Raw genomic sequence first — 19,530 nt, forward strand, 5'->3', positions numbered from 1 at the left:
ATTAACAATTTAATTGAATAAGGTCTCCAAATTAACACCATCCTAAGGTTCATAATTCAATGGTATCTCTCATTAATTATGATCAATAAAGTTTTTTGTGAATTGGCAAAAACATTCTAATAAATATTAACATCATTAAGCTGTTATTCTAGTTTTAATTGTTTGCTAACCTTTACAATGAATTTGCCTTTATAAGGTTTATTTTAGTATCTTTCCCTTTTAATCCTAAATATCATTTTATGTTTTCTACCGACAGGAAATCTACCATTTTTACTGCCTGGCATAAAGCGTTTGATCAGTTTTCCAACAAGAAAAAGTTAAAAGGGCTTGTTCTTAGTATTTTTAAGGAAGACACAGAACCAATTTTATGGTCTGATTCCACGAAGGACATTTCATTAGATCAGCCTTACTTTATCACAGAGTTAGGTAATATCCACCTCTTGGCAATAATTATCAAACTTAAAATAAGGGGATTACTTACACTTGATCAATCTATTTCAGAAATACTATCAGAAAATGAATACTCCGGATTAATCAACATCAAGGGCAAAGATTTTACCGATGAGGTTACAGTTTCTCATTTACTGTCTCAAAGGTCTGGAATTCCTGATTTTCTGAACCACTCATCAAAGGATGAACCTTCAATAAAATCCCGCATATATTCCGGAGAGGATCTCTCATGGAGTATCAAAGATATTTTGAACAATTGCAAAGACCAGAAAGCAAATTTTAAACCAGGGAAATCTACAAAAAGTGTTTATTCTGCCACCAATGACCTACTTCTTGGAAAAATCATTGAAAAAATCACTGGAGATTCATTAGAAAAAGCCTTCCATGATTTTCATTTTTCACGGCTTTCTATGAACCAAACTTATGTATATACGGACATACATGATAGAACACCTGCATTATTTTCTTATAAAAACCACCCTTTAATTTTACCACTAGCGATGAGTTCTTTTGGGGGTTCCGGAGGTATAGTTAGTACTGCTAGAGATAGCTTAACTTTTTTGAAAGCATTTTTTCACGGACATCTTTTCCCTATGTCTGAATTAGAAAATTTGATGAACTGGATACCGGTAAAACAAGGCCTAAGACAAGGGATTGGTATTTCACATTATCAAAAACCTAGAATTTTCCCTCTGGCTTCAAAAGAACCGGAATTCATTGGGTACACAGGACACACCTCCGGAGCATTCAGTCTATATGCCCCGGAATTTCAAATTTTCATGACAGGAACCACCAATCAATCTGACGATCCTTTTCTACCCTATAAATTAGCTTCTGCCATGATAAAGGAATTAAATTGATTAGTTAGTTCAGCTTTTTATCCAATCCGGTTTTGTCGTTTTAATTTTGGCTTGTAATTGGTTAAGAAGGTTATACAAACCAAAATAAGTCCTATTGATGTACAAACCATGTCTGGAACCTCTGGCTTGCTTCGATTTCCTAAACATCTTGTCATTGGAGATTTTATCGCCTAAAGCAAAAATCATTTGAAAATAGTTGTCATCAGCGAAATCAAAAGCATCTACATGAAACGGTTTACCCAGTAAAGAAATCATCTCTTTAAAGGTATTTTTAAAATATGATTTCTCCTCGTCGGAATCCCTATCAGAAATAAACTCTAGGTCATAAAAAATTTGATCCAGCTCATCCTCTTTAATCAAAAGGTCTTTCTTAATTAAAGAAAAATAACCGGAATAAAATTCCTCAGGAATCACTTTTACACAGCCAAAATCGATTACAGCCAACTCATCCCCTTTCTGAATAATAAAATTTCCTGGGTGTGGATCTGCATGCACCTGTTTTAATTGATGAACTTGATGGTCATAAAAATCCCACATGGTTTGGCCCACTTTGTCTCTGGCCTCTTGACTGGGGTTGGTTTCAAGCCATTCCTTTAAATGTTTGCCTTCCATCCAGTCCATGGTAATCACCCGAGCACTGCTCAGTTCTTCGTAGTACTTCGGGAAATTTAAACCTTTGATATGACTACAAGCCTCCGATATTTCCTTACTTCTTATGACTTCCAGTTGGTAATCGGTTTCCTCGAGTAATTTCTCTTCAACCTCTTCCATATAATTATCCAACTCCCTTTCATTCATGTTTAACAATCGAAGTGCAAATGGCTTGACCAGCTTTAAATCAGATTTCACGCTTGAGCCCACACCCGGATACTGAATTTTCACTGCATACACATTTTCTCCTTTGGTGGCTTTATGTACCTGACCTATTGAGGCTGCGTTGGCTGCTGAGGTTGTGAATGTATCAAAAAGAACCTCAGGACTTTTCTTAAAATATTGATTAAAGGTCTTAACGACCAATGGATAAGATAAAGGTGGGGCACTGTATTGCGCCATCGTAAATTTATCCTGATAAGCGCTTGGTAGCATATTTTTATCCATCGCCATCATTTGAGCTACTTTTAAAGCGCTCCCTTTCAGTTCACTCAGTGATGCATAGATATCTGTTGCATTATTTTTATGAAGCTCATCCTTGGACATCCCGGGATTAACCACTTTTTTAGCATAGTGCTTCATATAATTGCCACCTACCTTAGCTCCCGTACTTATAAACTTAGCCGCCCTTTGGACTTTGGAAACAGGAATGCTTTGTTGCTCGTTTAATTTTTCTGACATGGCTATTTGGATTGGAATAGGAATTTTGCAAAATCTACGAAACTATCAATGGCAGACCTACCCATCAAGTCAAAGGCTAGATTGACCGACTTTTCTATGGCTGCATCTGTTTTCTCAAAAGCCGGAGAATCGTCCTTCAACCAAAACCTAAACACAAACATCACCTGAAGCCACATGGCCTCTTGGTATTTATCTGTTAAATAAGGCCTCTCTGCAATTTCTTCTGTTTCTTTCCCTTCATTGACAATCCCACTGGCAAATTCTTTAAACTTTGATTTGAATCCTTTTATTTCTGATGGATAACCTTGATTTTTTAACGAAATATTACCGTAAACCGCAAGCAAATAGGATCTTCTATTTTTCAACTCTTCAATCCAAGTAAATAAAAAGCCCAACAGCTTCTCACGAGATGTATAAGATTGATATATCTCCTGACTTTCTAAAGCTTGAATGGTATGGTCATAAATTAATTCCCAAACTGCTTTTTTTACTGCCCCAAATGAAGAAAAATATTCATAAAAAATCGCCTCTTTCATTTTTATGTCCTTTGTGAACTTGAAAACAGAAACCGGTTCACTTCCTGTTTCCAAAATATGAGCGATGTATCCATCAATAATTTTATTTCTATCCGTTTGGCTATTCTTTGTTTTCTCTGTCATTTTACCCATTTTTTATTCTTAATAGTTTAACTAAATAAAGGTCTAAGTGGTTTGTTAATTCTTACTAAATTTTCTCAGAAAAAATTAAATCTATTTGATAATGAGTAAATTCACAGCTCACGAAATACTATTTGCACATCCATTTTTTACTTGTTTTCGTTATTTATGATACAGTCTAACGATAATTTAATAATGCTAAGAGCCAAGTCTATTCTCTATACCGCCTTTTTGACGGCTTCTATATTCATATCATCCTGTGATAAAAACATTGACGAAGCGCCTCAAGATCCTAATCTTGTGAAAAATGCAATTTTTGAATCCATGCAGGAATGGTACTACTGGAATGATCAATTGCCAACAGTAATAAACACCGATAGTTATGGCAGTAACGAGGAGTTGTTATATAATCTTATGTACCTTCAATATGACAGGTGGTCCTACCTCACCACAAAAGAAGCGTTTGAAAAAGCCTTTACAGGCCAAAACGCTGGACATGGATTTGGGTTCGGTTTAAATTCTGCGGGTGAATTGTTTATTTCCTTTGTCTATGAAGATTCTCCGGCCGGGCAGGATGGTTGGCAGAGGGGTTGGCAGATTTTAGAAATCAATGGCCAACCAATTTCCGTTTATGAAACTGATGGAGGATACAATTTTGATTTAGGCGAAAGCACTCCGGGCATATCCAATTCATTCACCTTCAAACTTCCTGATGGAAGTACCACTACAAGAACCAGCATTAAAGATAATTACCAAGCAAATTCAGTTCTTCATAAAGAAGTTATCGATCAAGGTGGTGAAAAAATTGGGTATTGGGTTTACAACAGTTTCAAAGCAACTGCTGATGTTAGCCCTACAAAAAGTGTGGAAGTTGAGGAGACGCTTAGGTATTTTGAAGAAGCAAATATAAATGAATTAATCATTGACTTAAGGTACAATGGAGGTGGTTCTGTAGATGTAGCAGAACAGATTATGAATGCACTGGTGCCTGCAGCTGCAGATGGTAAATTAATGTATACCAATGACTTTAACCCTGATAAAGAAAGTCTCAACGATGCATATAATTTTGAAAGAACCAATAATCTTACTTTGGATAAATTGGTAGTAATCACTTCAAGAGGTTCTGCCTCATCCAGTGAATTGTTAATAAATTGTTTGAAACCCTATATGGAGGTTACTCTTGTAGGTGAACAAACCTATGGTAAACCTGTTGGATCATTCCCCTTGTCATCATTTAACAGTGTATTGGACCAAAACAATGTCGAATTGGTCCCAATAACTTTTGCTATTGCAAATGCTGCCGGAGAAGCAGAATATTATGACGGATTTCCTGCAGATATTTTGGCTGCTGATGATCCCTCCATCAATTGGGGAAATCTGGAGGATGAGAGATTGTCTGCCGCGCTATCCTACCTATTGTATGGTAACCTAAGTCCAAGTAGCCGGACAAAAACTTTAAAGTCCAATTGGCAAATGATTGATGGATTTACTGGTTTACAAAAAGAATTCCCCGTTTATTGACTTAATAATTATCCGATCAGAAATTTTACTTAACCACAGCTAGATTTCAATTGTCTATAAAAACAGGCACGTCGTCACTGTGAACCCTTTCTGGGGCTGGCTGAAGCAGGAAAGGGTGAAGCAGTCTCATAGGTTTTCGGATTCCTAAGCCTGTCAAAGGGCCCAAAGCTTCCTCTAAGCAAATTCCACCCTATGCATACCAATGACAGTTGGTAAAAACCAGAGGTAAGGAGCCATTGGCATTGGTGAAAACCAACCTCTCAATTGAGCTTATCGTAGGCTAATGCACAAAAAATCAATTCATTTACTGTCATCTGGATCGCAGCGTTTTTAAAATATGAATTCTCGAAATGAGGGTTTTCTCATTATACCGGTGCCATGCTAAAATCTCCACACAGCATGATTTTTTTTTAGGATTGGAACACTTGCCATAAACACGTGACAGGCCTCACACCTTACTATTGTAAAAGCGGAGAAATCCTATTTTATAATCCGTATTAAAATAATCATAAGCAAAAAGAGATAAAAAAAGGTGGCAGAAAATTCTACCACCTTTTTAATTATAACAAATTTCAATTAATAACCTGGGTTTTGAGGGGCCAAGTTAGGATTTACATCCAATTCAATTCTTGGTAGAGGCATTAAATAATCCTTTGCAGCATCAAAGTTCTCATGTGGTTCCAAACTATTTTCTCCTTTAAATACTACATCACCCATTTTCCTTCTCTTGATGTCATACCATCTTTTATACTCAAAAGAAAGTTCAATTCTTCTTTCTTCAAGGACTAAATCAATAAAAGAATCTTTATCCATACCTGACTGAACATCTTCAGGAAAACTATTCATTTGTCCTGCCGCATTTCTTGCTCTTTCCCTAATGGCATTTACTAGAGACACAGCTTCTTCAGTAGGGCCATTATTAACTTCGGCAGCAGCTTCGGCGGCAATCAACAAAACCTCTGCATAACGCATGGCTGAGTAATTATTATCTGAATACCTGCCATCCGAATTACTGTTACCAGGAAACCTTCTGTATTTAGCAATATGTGGTCTTTGGGTATTTTGAAATTCAGTATATGGGACCATCACTCCACCTACTAAGGCTTCATGCTCAAAACTTACCGACTTTCGGTAATCTCTATCATCCCAAGTATTGTACACGGCCATGGAAGGCACACAAACACTCCATCCCAAATTATCTGCACCTCTAATTCCGGTCATTGGCGGCATAATATCATCATTGGCACCACCACTGCCATTTTGTTGACCTAGAAAATCAACTGAGAAAATAGGTTCTTTAATATTGTCGGCCATCTCAGCTCGATACAAATTTTGATAATCTGCTTCCAACTCGTACCCAAACCTGTCTTTGTTATCAATCACCCATTTGGCCTCTTCATAGGCTTTTTGGTAATCCTCTAAGGTAAGGTTTACTGATGCCAGGTAGGCAGCTGCTGTACCTTTGGTAGGCCTTGATCTCACATTGTTAGGTTGATTATCGGGTAAGTTTTCTTTGGCAAATGCAAAATCTGCCAAGATTCCTTGGTATACTTCTGCTTCAGATGTTTTGGAAATATCTTTGACTGCTTCCGGGTCGGTAATGAAATAATCAATGTAAGGAATATCACCAAAAACACGAACCAAATGATAATAACTAAAGGCCCTAACAAATCTCGCTTCAGCAATTAATTGGTTACTTACAGTTTCATCCAATTCAAGACTTTCTGCCCCTGCGATGGCAGCATTGGCTGCACTCACAACCTGATACCAATAAGGCCAATAAGCCCTAACCATCCCGTTGTTATCATCCATATTAAAGTCATTGACTTGTTGCCTCTCAGCTGGAGTTCCCCTATCGCCAATGTCCACCATATCACCCCTTAACATGATGGAAGTTACAAATTGCCTTCCATAAAGTCTTTCACTTGCTATCCACCCATAGGCACCGAAAATTGCGGTTTCTACATCCTTTTCAGAGTTAAACAAACTCTCAGGTGCCAATAATCCTACAGGCTTTTCTTCTAAGTCGGCACAGCCTGCAAATAAACAGGTAGCTGCCAATACCAAAGATTTATATATATTCGTTTTCATGGTTATTTCTTTTTTGGTTGCTTAAAATCCTACGTTCAGACCAATGGTGTAACTCTTTGCATTTGGATAACTTCCATAATCCAGCCCTAGGTTTCGGTTACCATCAGTTGCTCCATCAGAACGATAGTTAACCTCAGGGTCATAGCCTTCGTAAGAGGTGATTGTTAATATATTCTGAGCACTTACGTATACTCTAAGTTTGGCCAGTCCCAACCTGTTGACCACAGTGGTAGGGAAATTATACCCTAAAGAAAGGTTCTTTAACCTAGTGTAGGTCCCATCAAAAATCCACCTAGTTGATACCCTTCTTGTCCTGCCATTAAATGCTCGCGGCACATCCGTGTCCGTATTTGTAGGGGTCCATCTATCCAAAGCCTCTGTAGTAGCATTATTTATCCCGGACATTAGGTTAAGTTCCATCAAAGTATAGCTAAGGATGTCATTCCCCACCGAGCCCTGAAAGAACACATTCAGGTCAAAGTTTTTGTATCTAAAATCATGATTCCATCCCCAAAAGAAGTCAGGATGAGGATTACCAATTATTTGCCTGTCATCACTATTGAGTACACCGTCGTTATTTAAATCTTTGAATTTTTCTCCACCGGCCTCTTGCTCAAATCCACCTCCGGAAAGGAACTCATCACCTTCTTGGTACACCCCATCATATACCCAACCATAAAAGCTACCTACAGAGCTTCCTTCTTGTAATAATTGAGTAGTACCTAAGCCCACCATATGACCGGGGCCCGACCCATACTGAATATCAGTCCCTTCAGGTAAAGAAAGTACAGTATTCCTGTTTCTGGAAAAGTTAATGTCCATGTCCCATTGGAAAGCACCCACAAGGTTTCTAGAGCCTAATGTAAGTTCTACACCTTTATTTTCAACTTCTCCTATATTCCTCAATTGCGTAGTATAACCTGAATATTGAGGCAACTGAACGGCAAATAACAAATCGGAGGTTACCATACGGTAATACTCAGCTGACAAAGTCACCCTGTCATCCCAAAATCCAATATCTGTACCAATATTTAGTTGTGCAGTAGTTTCCCAAGTCAAATTATCATTGGCCACGGTAGTCGGTCTCACTGCATTTACCGGTACACCATCGATTATAGAAAAAACCGGTGAAAATCTAGCCAAGGTTTGGTAAGGTGAAATGGCCTGGTTTCCGGTAATTCCATAACTACCTCTCCATTTCCAAAAACTGATCAAATCAGATGTCTCTAGGAATTTTTCATTTTTCATGTTCCAAGCAATTGCTCCGGAAGGGAAAAATGCCCATTTGTTGTTTTTCGAAAATGTGGAAGAACCATCATACCTAGCATTGAATGTAAACAAGTACTTGTCTCCCAAGGAATAATTTAATCTTCCATAGTAAGAGGATATTTGCCAGTCGGTCAAAGCTGAGTTAGGCGCTTGCCAAACAGCAGAAGATCCAAGGTTCCAAAATGAAAAGGCATCAGTAATAAAAGAGGTTCCTCTAGCTCCATAGCTTTCACTCTCTGACGATTGGAAAGAGTATCCCCCATTGCTGAAAAGGTATGATCATTTGCAAAAGTCTTTGAATAGGTAAGGTAATTCTCATTCAAAACCAAGGTATTTCTGTAAGCGTTGATAGATGCATCACCTCCTACATTTCTACCTTCCGTAACGGTTGTAGGAGCATAGGTACCTGTCCTTGAAGAGTTTGCAGTAGCACCAAAGGTAGTTTTAAATTTCAGCCCTTCGATGATATCATATTCAGCAAAGAAATTTCCTTGAAAGCGATCATTGACATTCTCGTTTTGCAATTGGGTGGCCACAGCATAAGGATTATCATGAGGATCATTTAGTCTTGCAACGGTAAAGGATCCATCTTCATTATAAATTGGTTGATCCGGTTCAAATTTAAAAGCAGATGCAACAACGCCAGGAGTTAACCCACCTGAATTTTCTTGGGTCCTTACACCATCGCTGCTACTTCTCCTTGCAAAAAGATTTAATCCAATTTTAAGTTTTTCAGTAGCTTGAATATCTAAATTACTGGTAATGCTAAACCTATTAAAGTCAGAATTAATGATCACCCCTTTTTGGTCAAAATAAGACCCTGAAACATAATAGTTAACATTGTCTGTTCCGCCTGAAATAGACAATTGATAATTTTGTATACCACCGGTTCTAAAAATCTGATCTTGCCAATCGGTATCTCCACCGGCAGGCTGAATATTAGGTCGTGCATCAGATATATAGTCATTGAATTGAGAAGCATTCAATAAATCAAGTCGATTAATTTCATTTTGCATACTATAAGAGGTATTGAAATCAATCTTTGCTGCTCCCGATTTACCTCTTTTGGTAGTTACCATAATTACACCATTGGCTCCCCTTGAACCATAAATTGCTGTAGCAGATGCATCTTTCAAAACCTCCATGGATGCTATATCTTCCGGCGGTGGCATGGCTGCGCCAATAAATCCATCTACAACAAAGATAGGGTCACTACTCGCATTGATGGAAGTTCCACCCCTTACCCTAACTTTCATACTAGCTCCAGGAGCACCATTATTGGATTGAATCTGAACACCAGCTGCCCTACCTTGAAGGGCTTGAACAGCATCAATAGCGGGATAGGCAGTTAATTCTTCAGCCTTAACTGAAGAAACAGCTCCTGTAAGGTCACTCCTCTTTTGCGTACCATATCCAACAACTATTACCTCCTCTAAGGAAGATGCGTCCATTTTCATGGTAACATCGATTACAGATTGGTTACCAATAGAAACCGTCTGTGCTTCATACCCTATATAAGAAAAGACCAAAACAGCTCCATCAGGTACTGTTAGGGAATAGCTACCATCTAGATCAGAAACAGTGCCTGTAGTGGTTCCTTGCACAGATATTGTAGCTCCCGGTAAAGGTTGCCCTTCTTCATCTTTAATTACCCCTTTTATAGTTCTGTCCACTATTGGGGCTTTGGGAGTCTGCTCAGTTTTTGCTAGTCTTATATCAATTTGATCATTGACTTGGCGAAAACCTAAAGTAGTCTGAGAGGCAACTTCCTTTAATATTGATTCCACACTTGCATTGCCTTTGGAAAGCACCAGCGAGATATTCTCATTTACATCTTTTTTATCGAATGAAAAGGTGAAAGCAGTTTGCTTCTCAATCTTTTGGAGAAAACGACCTAAGGTCATTTCCTTTTCGTTGATATTCACCTTTACCTCATCTATCGATTGGTACTGATCCTTTAGGTTAAGTGCCAAAACAAAATTGAATAGAAAAAGTTGTAAGGTAAATCCATACAAGAAGTAGCGGGACAATAGGTAGATTGTCTTTTGTAATTTAAATTTCATAGTTTTTAGGTTTATTTTTTCAATTAATGACTTTGAACAATTAAAAGAAACTGTCCATTTAAAGGTATTTCACCTTTGCAATTATCTTATTTATCATATATCATATTAATTAAAATTTAAGTGAATTTTTTTTCATTTATTTCGTATTTGAAATACTCAATGAAGGACATTCTGTCCAACACCAAATCAAGGGTTTGATTAAAGTATCGTCCGCTCAAAGCCCAAGGCTTTTTGGGTTTTCCGGTTACCTTTATCTCTACCCCATACCATCTTTCGAGTACTGCAATCACCTCTTTAAATGCAGCATTTTCAAAAACAAGTAAACCTTCTCTCCAGCCTATGGTTTCAGCATCAGAAAATGTGGTAATATTAAAATGATTATCGGCTTGTTTGTATTGAAGTTGTTCTCCGGGATCTAGGAAATAGCTTTGGTTGGCAGAATCAGAATGAATCTCCACCCTTCCTGTAAGCAGGGATACAAAAACTTCATTAGGGTTAAAAAATCAATATTAAAAGATGTTCCCAAAGCCGCAGTTTCTATATTTCCCGACACTACTTTAAATGCTCGGGAAGAATCTTTTTTCACCTCAAAATAACCCTCTCCCAATAAATAGACTTTTCTTTCTAAGGAATCAAATGTTTCAGGAAAAGTCAACTGACTCCTGAGTTTAACCATACACTAGATCCATCAGGAAGTTTAAAATTTAGCTTTTCTCCAAAATGTGTGGCTTTGGTAAGCATTTCAGGTTCTGACACCAATGCTTCTTTATCTTTAGACTCAGCTGTAGCAAATTGGCTAAGTAAATAACCCATAAAACTCGTCAAAACTAAAATTACAGCTACTTTATACCATTGCTTGATGGTCAACCAAGAATGAGCGTCTCTGCGAACATGAAAATTTATTTCATTTGCATCCTCATGGGCTAAAATATTTTGAAGAACCCTAGACTTAACTTCCCCAGCTACATTGTTGGCAGGTCCTTTTAGACCCAGAAGAATTTCTCTGGCCTCTTTAACATCCATCACTTTCTCTGAATGCGCCTGCATCCAATTGTTCCAGTAGATGTCCAACTCCTCAGTGGGCTCCTTAACCCACTTTACAAATTCAGGGTTGGTAAGTAAAAGTAGCGCTATATCTTCCTTTTTGTCCATTCTTTTGATCCTTCAATCCCATAAGGGCTGAAAAGTCAAAATGACATCATTTTTTAACAAAAAAATAAAATTAATTTTTCTAAAGCTTAAAATTAAGACAATCCCAATGCTCTTTTAGTAGACAAAAAAATTATTTCATTGCTGACTTTAGCATTGAAAGAGCCTTGTAAACAAGATTTCGAGCAGATTTGACATGATCAAAGCCTAACAACTCACTAATTTGGGAATAGTTTAAACTTTGAAAATAAAAATAATAAATAGCTTCCCTTTGCTTGCGAGAAAGAATACTTAAGGCTTTATTTAATTGATCTGACCTTTCTTTTTGAATTTGTCGATCTATTAGAAAGTCTTCATGAGAGTAAACTACCTGAAATCCATCTTGGTGGATTTCCGATAATGGTTTATTTGAACTTTTGATTTCATCAAAAAGTTTTCGCTTCATACATTTCATTAGGTAAAAACGTATGCAATCTGTGGCACCTAAGGATTTTCTTTTCTGCCTCAGGTAAATAAAGACATCCTGAATACAATCTTCGACAAGCTCCTGATTCCTCGAAAATTGGCAACCATAACTTAAAAGAACATCAAAATTTTCATTGTAAATCTTGATGAAAGCAGTCTCACTTCCCCCTTGAATTGTTGCCAAAGCTTGGCATCATCAATTACCGGCACGTCATTGGGAAATGACTGCAAATCCGTTTTTCCGGAATAATGCCTGGTATTTTGGGTGGGTTTATTCATTGAATCCTTAAATGTATAATAATCTTCTCATTATTTAAAAAGAATACCCGTTGGACCAAAAAAAGGTGAATTCCAAGCAGAAAATATGAATAAAATCACCTTTTATAAAAAATAAGCCGGGGATTGCTTATTTAACAAAGAAAGGATTTAATTTTGTAAGGTATATCAAATTCCAATTAAAGTGATTCTAATAATTTTCTTTCTATTACACTGGTATTTCTCTCTGTTTTGCCAAAGCTTTTTCCTACATAGGTATGCTGCACATCAAATGTTTGTCATGAACAAGTATTGGGAGAAATTTTTCTACATTTTTACTTGGTTCTGCCAAGGCAGTTCTTACCTTTCTCCCAGAGCTTATGCTATTCTTCACAGGATGCATCACGCCTATAGTGATACACCCTTAGACCCACATAGTCCACACCATACTGAAAACCTTTTTACCATGATGTGGAAAACTAAAAAGATTTACAATGAACATTTTACTTTTAGGGCAAAACCAGAAGAAAGATTTATAAAAGATGTTCCAGATTGGAACCGTTTTGACAAGTTTGCAGATACGATGGGAATCCGAATTGGTTGGGTTTTAGTATATGTCTTGATTTATGTTTTAAGTATTAGTGTTTTTGAACTAGCAGGTACTCACTGGTGGATGTATTTCCTTTTACCTATCCACTTTATGATGGGGCCGGTTCATGGTGCAATAGTTAATTGGAGTGGTCACAAATACGGTTATGCTAATTTTGATAACAATGACAAATCTAAAAATTCATTGATTTTAGATTTTTTAATGTTGGGTGAACTTTTCCAGAACAACCACCACAGGCTTCCTAAAAGGGTAAATTTCGCAGTCAAATGGTATGAATTTGATCCAACCTATCCAATTGTAAAACTTTTACATGCCACGGGTATAATAAAATTAAAACCTACCAATTAATTGATGACTTAAAAATGGAATACCCTAAAAAATCCCCCTTCCCAATGAAACATTTTTGTTTCGTTGAGAAGGGATTTTTTTTTGCAAATATTGTCGCCAAAAGCATTAATAAAATAAACTATGAGAGTAGTTGCTAATTAAAAAATCAAACCTTAAAAATTTCAAAAAGCCATTTGAATTGTTGGTTTAAAAGCAAAATTTAACCTTAAAGCATAAAAATTGTTATGTTTTTATAAAAATAATTGCATTTATAAAACTAAATGGTTAAGTTGATCCGAAATCACCTACTTTAAAACAGATATGAGAGAACTAACAAGAGCAGAAGAGCAAATTATGCAGATTCTATGGGACATTGAGAAAGGCTTTGTCAAAGATGTCCTCGAAAAAATGACAGCTCCAAAACCAGCGTATAACACTGTATCCACAATCATACGTATCTTGGAAAGAAAAGGCTTTGTTAAACACAAAGCTTATGGCAAGTCCCATGAATATTATCCTATTGTTTCAAAGGATGAATACCGCAGCTTTACCATTAAAAATTTATTAACTGGTTATTTCAGTGGATCTTTTGCAAATTTAGCTTCATTTTTTGCCAAAGATGAAAAACTAGATGTTAAAGCTTTGGAGAAAATAATGGACGAGGTTAAAGATGATGTTAAAGACTAATAATCTTTAACAAGCGCAATAGTTAACCCTAATCAGTAAAACCTTCTAGAAAGATTTCCACAATATTAAGCTAGGAACATCTATTGATGCTTCGAGTAGTTCTTAAGTGGCAATCCATTATATAAGATTACCTTTTTACAAGGAAAGGTAAAACCTTAATCTAGTCAGGTGACTATTGGCTTAAATTGATATTAGAAAACAAAAAAAGGTGAACGAATTAAAGTTCACCTTTTTTTATTTATGGTATCTTTATAGGCTTTCCTATAAATTTTTACCTAACCAGTTCCTTGGGTACAACAACTTATCTTTCAATTGTCATCCGCTGTACCTATGGCATGTACTTTAAAACCAATGTCTCTTAAAGCTTTCTTGTCCATGATGTTACGTCCATCAAAAACATGAGCAGGCTTCAACATATTGTCATAAATTTTTTGCCAGTCATATGACTTAAATTCATCCCATTCAGTAAGTACAGCCACAGCATGCGCACCTTTACAAACTTCGTAAGGGTCATTGACTACTTTAAGGGATTCTTTATTTTCTTCAGGAGCCCTACTACCTAAATAATCCAAATCAGTATAAATTTGTTGCTCTGTTACCTTAGGATCATATACTACAACATTTGATTGTTCATTTAACAAATGATCTGCTACATAAATAGCTGCAGATTCTCTAGTATCATTTGTATCTTTCTTAAATGCCCAACCCAAAAATGCTATTTTTTTACCACTTACCGTATTGTATAAGTTATTAATAATCTTCTTCGAAAAGCGTTTTTTCTGATAATCGTTCATGATGATTACCTGCTCCCAATAGTCAGCAACTTCATTAAGCCCATAAGATCTTGAAATATAAACAAGGTTTAGTATATCCTTTTGGAAACATGAACCGCCAAAACCAACAGAGGCTTTAAGGAATTTAGGCCCTATTCGGGAATCAGTTCCTATCGCTCTAGAAACTTCATTTACATCAGCTTCAGTGTGTTCACAAAGTTCTGAAAGTGAATTGATGGAAGATACACGTTGCGCTAGAAAAGCATTGGCAGTTAATTTTGATAATTCAGAAGACCATACATTTGTAGTAAGTATTCGCTCTTTAGGTACCCAGTTGGCATACACATTAACCAATGCTTCAATTGCCTTCAATCCTTCTTCTGTTTGGTCCCCACCTATCAAAACCCTATCAGGTGCCATAAGGTCTTCAACTGCAGTTCCTTCAGCTAAAAACTCAGGATTAGAAAGGATTTGAAAATTCATACCATTACCTGTATTTTCTAGGATATCCTTAAGTGTACTAGCAGTTCTTACTGGAAGTGTAGATTTTTCGACTACTATTTTATCACCCTTTGCAACTCTGGCAATTTGCCTTGCGCAAAGTTCAATCCATTTTAGATCAGCGGCTTGTCCTTTTCCTTCACCATAGGTCTTTGTTGGCGTATTAACAGAAATAAAAATCATTTCGGCTTCGTCAATCGCCTTGTCCACATCAGTTGAGAAAAATAAATTTCTTCCTCTCGCTTCAGCTACTACATCTGAAAGGCCTGGCTCATATACAGGAATCTTGGAAACATCTTCATCATTCCAAGCTGCAATACGAGCCTCATTGAGATCTACAACGGTAACTCTAATATCAGGACATTTTTTTGCAATTACGGCCATGGTTGGACCACCAACGTAACCAGCACCAATACAACAAATACTTTGGATCTTCATTTCTTATAGTTTAAAACATTTTATAAATAAGGGCAATCTCATCCATACCCTAACACTCCAATAATTAAAAATAAAACAAAAATACTAAAATCAAACCATTAAACCTTTAATCTTCGCTATCGTTATTCTGGTTTTTAAAATCTAAATCGACAATTAAGGGGAAGTATAAATTTATACCCTATTTTAATCTTTCTATATTTTTTGGTTTAACTTTTAATTATAGTATTTATAAGTAGGTTTTTATGGGTATTCAAAATACGAATTTTTATCGTCAAATATTCAAATTTTCAAGGCAGATTTTAAAAAATCGTATCCTGCATAGAGTAAATGGGCTTCATGCATTCTCGCATTTATTTTTAGTAATTGCAATAAAAGGAATACTTATTTGCCTTTTAAGATGTTAACAATCCAACCTCCTATTCACCACCAATTAACATCAATTAAAGGAAGGGAATTTCAATTGTCTTGCTGCAATCCCTGAATATTACTTAATAATTGACAAATATATTATTAATTATAATAATTTTTCTAATTAAAAATAAAAAAACGACAATTCCTCATTTATACTAAAAAAAGTATTTTTAAATAATAAAATTCGCATTTGGCAACAATTAATTTCGGCTGTAAACTTTTGCTAAAAGCGTTCAATTTGGACAAAATTATATTGACCAATCCTAGTACAATGATTATAATCTTAATTATTATGCCATTTTTTGTGACAAAATAATCAATTATTCCAATTCTTAAAAACAGGTTTTTAAACTTAATCCTTAAGCAAAAGTAATCATATAATAGGTCATAGAACTGGCAATCGCTCAAAACCCGTAGAAATTAATTAACCTAGCCCCTGGGAAAAGGCTATTCAAGAGGCAATAAACCAAGGATTTAACAAATTTTCTTTATTATAGCTCAGGGGTTCGTCAATATCTATTTTTTTATTTCATATCCTAAAGCCTTTAAAACCCCATGGGCAGCCGCCGTATCCCATTCCATGGTAGGTGCAAACCTTGGGTAAAGCTGCGCCTTACCTTCAGCTAAAAGCATAAATTTCAAAGACGAGCCCATACTTACCACATCAGCCTGAGGATATTGATCTATAATTTCTTGGGTTTCCGAACTTAAATGAGATCTAGAGGCCACAATAGTTTGGATAGGTTCTCCCGTTTTCTTTTGAAGGTCGACCACCACTGGATTAGCTCCCTCAACTTTCCATGCCCCTTCACTATTGCCCCAAAACAACCAATCCAAAACCGGGGCATAAACTACCCCAATTACGGGTGCCCCTTTATGAATAAGGGCTATATTTACTGTAAACTCACCATTCCTCTTTACAAATTCTTTGGTGCCATCCAATGGGTCAACCATCCAAAAATATTCCCAATTTTCCCTCTCGCTATAGCCAATACTTTTCCCCTCTTCAGATAGAATTGGCAAATTTGTTTCAGAAAGAAAATCAGATATTATTTGATGGGCAGCCAAATCCGCTTTGGTAAGTGGTGAATCATCTGCTTTAAATTCAACCCCTATATCGGCACTATTATATATTTTTAGAATCTCTTGTCCTGCAGCTTTTGCTGCTTCTAAAGCAATATCTGTAAACAATTTCTGATTAATTTCCATAAGGTATTTTTATAAGTAATACTATTGCGAACCTATTGATTAAGGTTAAATATAAGTAGGAGGGCATTAAAAAAGAAATAGTCAAACTTATTTAGCTTGACTATTTCTAATTATTTGAATTATTATTTATCCATTCCTTGATGGATTCATATTACCATTCCAGCCGCAACGGTTTCGTTGGTATTGGGATCTATTAAAATAATAGATCCTGTTTGCCTATTTCTTCTATAAGCATCAAAAAACAAAGGTTTGGCTGACCTGATACTTATTCTTGCAATATCATTCATTCCTATTTCTTCAATCCCTTCTTCCCTATGCAGCGTATTAACATTTACTTTGTATAAGATCTCTCGTACCATTACTTGACATTCTTGGGTTGTATGTTTAAGTATAAGCTTGGTTCTTCCTTTCAATGAACCCGTACTCATCCAACATACCATAACATCAAGATCTTGACCCACATTTGGCACATTATTAGGTCTTACTAGCATATCTCCTCTGCTAATATCCAATTCATCCTCAAGAGTCATGGTAACAGACATTGGAGAAAAAGCTTCCTCGATTGCTTCTCCGTCTAATTCTATACTTTTTATTTTTGAAGTAAAGCCAGTAGGTAAAACTTTAACATCATCCCCTGGCTTGAAAATCCCACCTTCAATTCTTCCTGCATAGCCTCTAAAATCCTGATGTTCATGAGTATGTGGTCTAATGACCATTTGAACTGGGAACCTGCAATCGATATGATTGAAGTCTGAAGCAATGTGTACATTTTCTAACAAATATAGCAAAGTCGGCCCTTCATACCATTTCATATTGGTAGACCTATCCACCACATTGTCTCCATTAAGAGCAGAAATTGGAACAAAATGAACATCTTTGATTTCCATTTTGCTGGCAAAATCTTTATAGCTTTTCACTATTTTTTGATAAACCTCCTCATCATAATCTACCAAATCCATTTTATTCACACATACTATAACATGAGGTATTTTCAGCAAAGAGGCGATAAAACTGTGTCTAAAAGTTTGTTCCAACAAACCCTTTCTAGCATCTATTAGAATGATGGCAAGATTGGCAGTAGATGCACCCGTCACCATATTTCTGGTATATTGAATATGACCTGGAGTATCTGCAATTATAAATTTCCGCTTAGGGGTAGCGAAATACCTGTAGGCCACATCAATAGTAATCCCCTGTTCTCTTTCGGATTTAAGGCCATCAGTAAGCAAAGATAGGTCAACATAATCAAACCCTTTCTTTTCACTAGAAGTTTTTACTGCCTCAATCTGATCTTCAAAAATAGATTTTGAATCATATAGCAATCTACCTATTAAGGTACTTTTTCCATCATCAACAGATCCCGCGGTGGTAAATCTTAACAATTGATTGGTTTCCTGTATGCTCATATTGTATGTATACTATTCTCTAGAATTTTTTTATAAATCAACTTTTGCCGGATCCTTAGACAACTGTGTTTCTCAATTTCAAATTGATAGGTAAAATCATCGAAAGCTTATTTCATCCTCGGCAGGGATATACATTTAAATTTCGTTGGCCTAAAAATAACCACTTTTTTTCCTGTCTTCCATGGCAGTCTCTCCCCTTTTATCATCAGCTCTGGTACCTCTTTCAGTAGTTCTAGTAGTGGCCACTTCAGCAATGATTTTATCTAAATCATCGGCATCAGACTCAACTGCTCCGGTGATAGGCATATCTCCACAGGTTCTGTACCTTACTGTTAAATTTTTAATTTCTTCATCAGGTTTCAATTGAATAAAATCAGATTTGGCCAAAATAACACCATCTCTAACCACACAATCTCTTTGATGTGAAAAATACAATGAAGGCAACGCTATGTTTTGGTGTTGAATATACTGCCAAACATCCATTTCTGTCCAGTTGGATATCGGAAACACTCTAAAATGTTCACCCATGTGTTTTTTTCCATTGAACAAGTTCCATAACTCCGGTCTTTGGTTTTTAGGATCCCATTGCCCAAATTCATCCCTATGCGAGAAAAACCGCTCCTTAGCGCGTGCTTTTTCTTCATCTCTTCTGGCACCACCCATGGCAGCATCAATTTTATTTTCCTCTAGGGTATCTAATAAAGTAACCGTTTGCAAGGCATTCCTACTTGCATTAGCTCCTGTTTCTTCTCTGACCTTTCCATCATCTATACTTTTCTGAACAGAACCGACAATGAGTTGTACACCTAAGTCTTTTACAAGCTCGTCCCTAAAAGCTATTGTTTCCGGAAAATTATGCCCCGTATCGATATGAATTAAAGGAAACGGGATTCTGGATGGATAAAAAGCTTTTTGGATAAATGAGCCAAAACGATGCTATCCTTTCCGCCTGAAAATAACAAGGCTGGTTTTTCAAATTGAGATACAACTTCTCTAATTACAAAAATTGCCTCTGCCTCTAACTCTTCCAGATGGGATAAATAGTATTGTGCCATAT

At 36.4% G+C, this 19,530-nt stretch carries 13 protein-coding genes and 2 pseudogenes; 4 read left to right on the forward strand and 11 right to left on the reverse strand.

Going from position 1 to position 19,530, the window contains the following annotated elements; all coding sequences use genetic code 11:
- Positions 1–239: 239 nt before the first annotated feature.
- Positions 240–1,310, forward strand: coding sequence for a serine hydrolase domain-containing protein (locus WG932_RS10145; RefSeq protein ID WP_014023043.1), 1,071 nt, complete (start codon positions 240–242; stop codon positions 1,308–1,310).
- Positions 1,311–1,319: 9 nt separating this feature from the next.
- On the opposite strand, the gene WG932_RS10150 is transcribed toward WG932_RS10145, so the two are convergent.
- Positions 1,320–2,642, reverse strand: a complete 1,323-nt coding sequence (locus WG932_RS10150) for an ABC1 kinase family protein (protein ID WP_149393613.1) — start codon at positions 2,640–2,642, stop codon at positions 1,320–1,322.
- Positions 2,643–2,644: 2 nt separating this feature from the next.
- Positions 2,645–3,301, reverse strand: coding sequence for a TetR/AcrR family transcriptional regulator (locus WG932_RS10155; protein ID WP_014023045.1), 657 nt, complete (start codon positions 3,299–3,301; stop codon positions 2,645–2,647).
- 192 nt (positions 3,302–3,493) lie between these two features.
- Here WG932_RS10155 and WG932_RS10160 point away from each other — a divergent pair, with 192 nt between their 5' ends.
- Positions 3,494–4,819, forward strand: coding sequence for a S41 family peptidase (locus WG932_RS10160; protein ID WP_483087841.1), 1,326 nt, complete (start codon positions 3,494–3,496; stop codon positions 4,817–4,819).
- Positions 4,820–5,395: 576 nt separating this feature from the next.
- Here WG932_RS10160 and WG932_RS10165 read toward each other — a convergent pair.
- The 5 genes and pseudogenes from WG932_RS10165 to WG932_RS10185 form a co-directional block, all read right to left on the reverse strand.
- The gene (locus WG932_RS10165) at positions 5,396–6,910 is read right to left on the reverse strand and encodes a RagB/SusD family nutrient uptake outer membrane protein (protein WP_483087842.1); all 1,515 of its coding nucleotides are present in this window, start codon (positions 6,908–6,910) and stop codon (positions 5,396–5,398) included.
- A 21-nt stretch (positions 6,911–6,931) separates the two neighbouring features.
- Positions 6,932–10,242: pseudogene (locus WG932_RS10170) on the reverse strand (SusC/RagA family TonB-linked outer membrane protein).
- A 116-nt stretch (positions 10,243–10,358) separates the two neighbouring features.
- Positions 10,359–10,700 carry a FecR family protein gene (locus WG932_RS10175; protein WP_483087843.1) on the reverse strand — a complete coding sequence of 114 codons (342 nt, stop codon included), beginning with the start codon at positions 10,698–10,700 and terminating at the stop codon, positions 10,359–10,361.
- A gap of 193 nt (positions 10,701–10,893) precedes the next feature.
- Entirely contained in the window at positions 10,894–11,394 is a 501-nt protein-coding gene (locus WG932_RS10180; protein WP_483087844.1) for a hypothetical protein, read from the reverse strand.
- Positions 11,395–11,524: 130 nt separating this feature from the next.
- Entirely contained in the window at positions 11,525–12,040 is a 516-nt protein-coding gene (locus tag WG932_RS10185) for an RNA polymerase sigma factor (RefSeq protein WP_483087845.1), read from the reverse strand.
- Positions 12,041–12,316: 276 nt separating this feature from the next.
- On the opposite strand from WG932_RS10185, the gene WG932_RS10190 reads away from it, so the two are divergent.
- Positions 12,317–13,069: an acyl-CoA desaturase gene (locus WG932_RS10190; RefSeq protein WP_149393608.1), complete on the forward strand. Its 753-nt coding sequence runs from the start codon at positions 12,317–12,319 to the stop codon at positions 13,067–13,069.
- 300 nt (positions 13,070–13,369) lie between these two features.
- The gene (locus WG932_RS10195; RefSeq protein ID WP_014023052.1) at positions 13,370–13,735 is read left to right on the forward strand and encodes a BlaI/MecI/CopY family transcriptional regulator; all 366 of its coding nucleotides are present in this window, start codon (positions 13,370–13,372) and stop codon (positions 13,733–13,735) included.
- Between the two features lie 308 nt (positions 13,736–14,043).
- Here the strand turns inward: WG932_RS10195 and WG932_RS10200 are convergent, their stop codons facing one another.
- The 4 genes and pseudogenes from WG932_RS10200 to cysD form a co-directional block, all read right to left on the reverse strand.
- Positions 14,044–15,447 carry a UDP-glucose 6-dehydrogenase gene (locus tag WG932_RS10200; protein WP_483087846.1) on the reverse strand — a complete coding sequence of 468 codons (1,404 nt, stop codon included), beginning with the start codon at positions 15,445–15,447 and terminating at the stop codon, positions 14,044–14,046.
- Between the two features lie 927 nt (positions 15,448–16,374).
- Positions 16,375–17,067 carry a 3'(2'),5'-bisphosphate nucleotidase CysQ gene (cysQ, locus tag WG932_RS10205; RefSeq protein ID WP_483087847.1) on the reverse strand — a complete coding sequence of 231 codons (693 nt, stop codon included), beginning with the start codon at positions 17,065–17,067 and terminating at the stop codon, positions 16,375–16,377.
- A gap of 146 nt (positions 17,068–17,213) precedes the next feature.
- Positions 17,214–18,473 carry a sulfate adenylyltransferase subunit 1 gene (locus WG932_RS10210; RefSeq protein ID WP_149393606.1) on the reverse strand — a complete coding sequence of 420 codons (1,260 nt, stop codon included), beginning with the start codon at positions 18,471–18,473 and terminating at the stop codon, positions 17,214–17,216.
- Positions 18,474–18,623: 150 nt separating this feature from the next.
- Positions 18,624–19,528: pseudogene (cysD, locus tag WG932_RS10215) on the reverse strand (sulfate adenylyltransferase subunit CysD).
- Positions 19,529–19,530: the final 2 nt, after the last annotated feature.

Source organism: Cyclobacterium sp. SOCE241 (assembly GCF_056867545.1).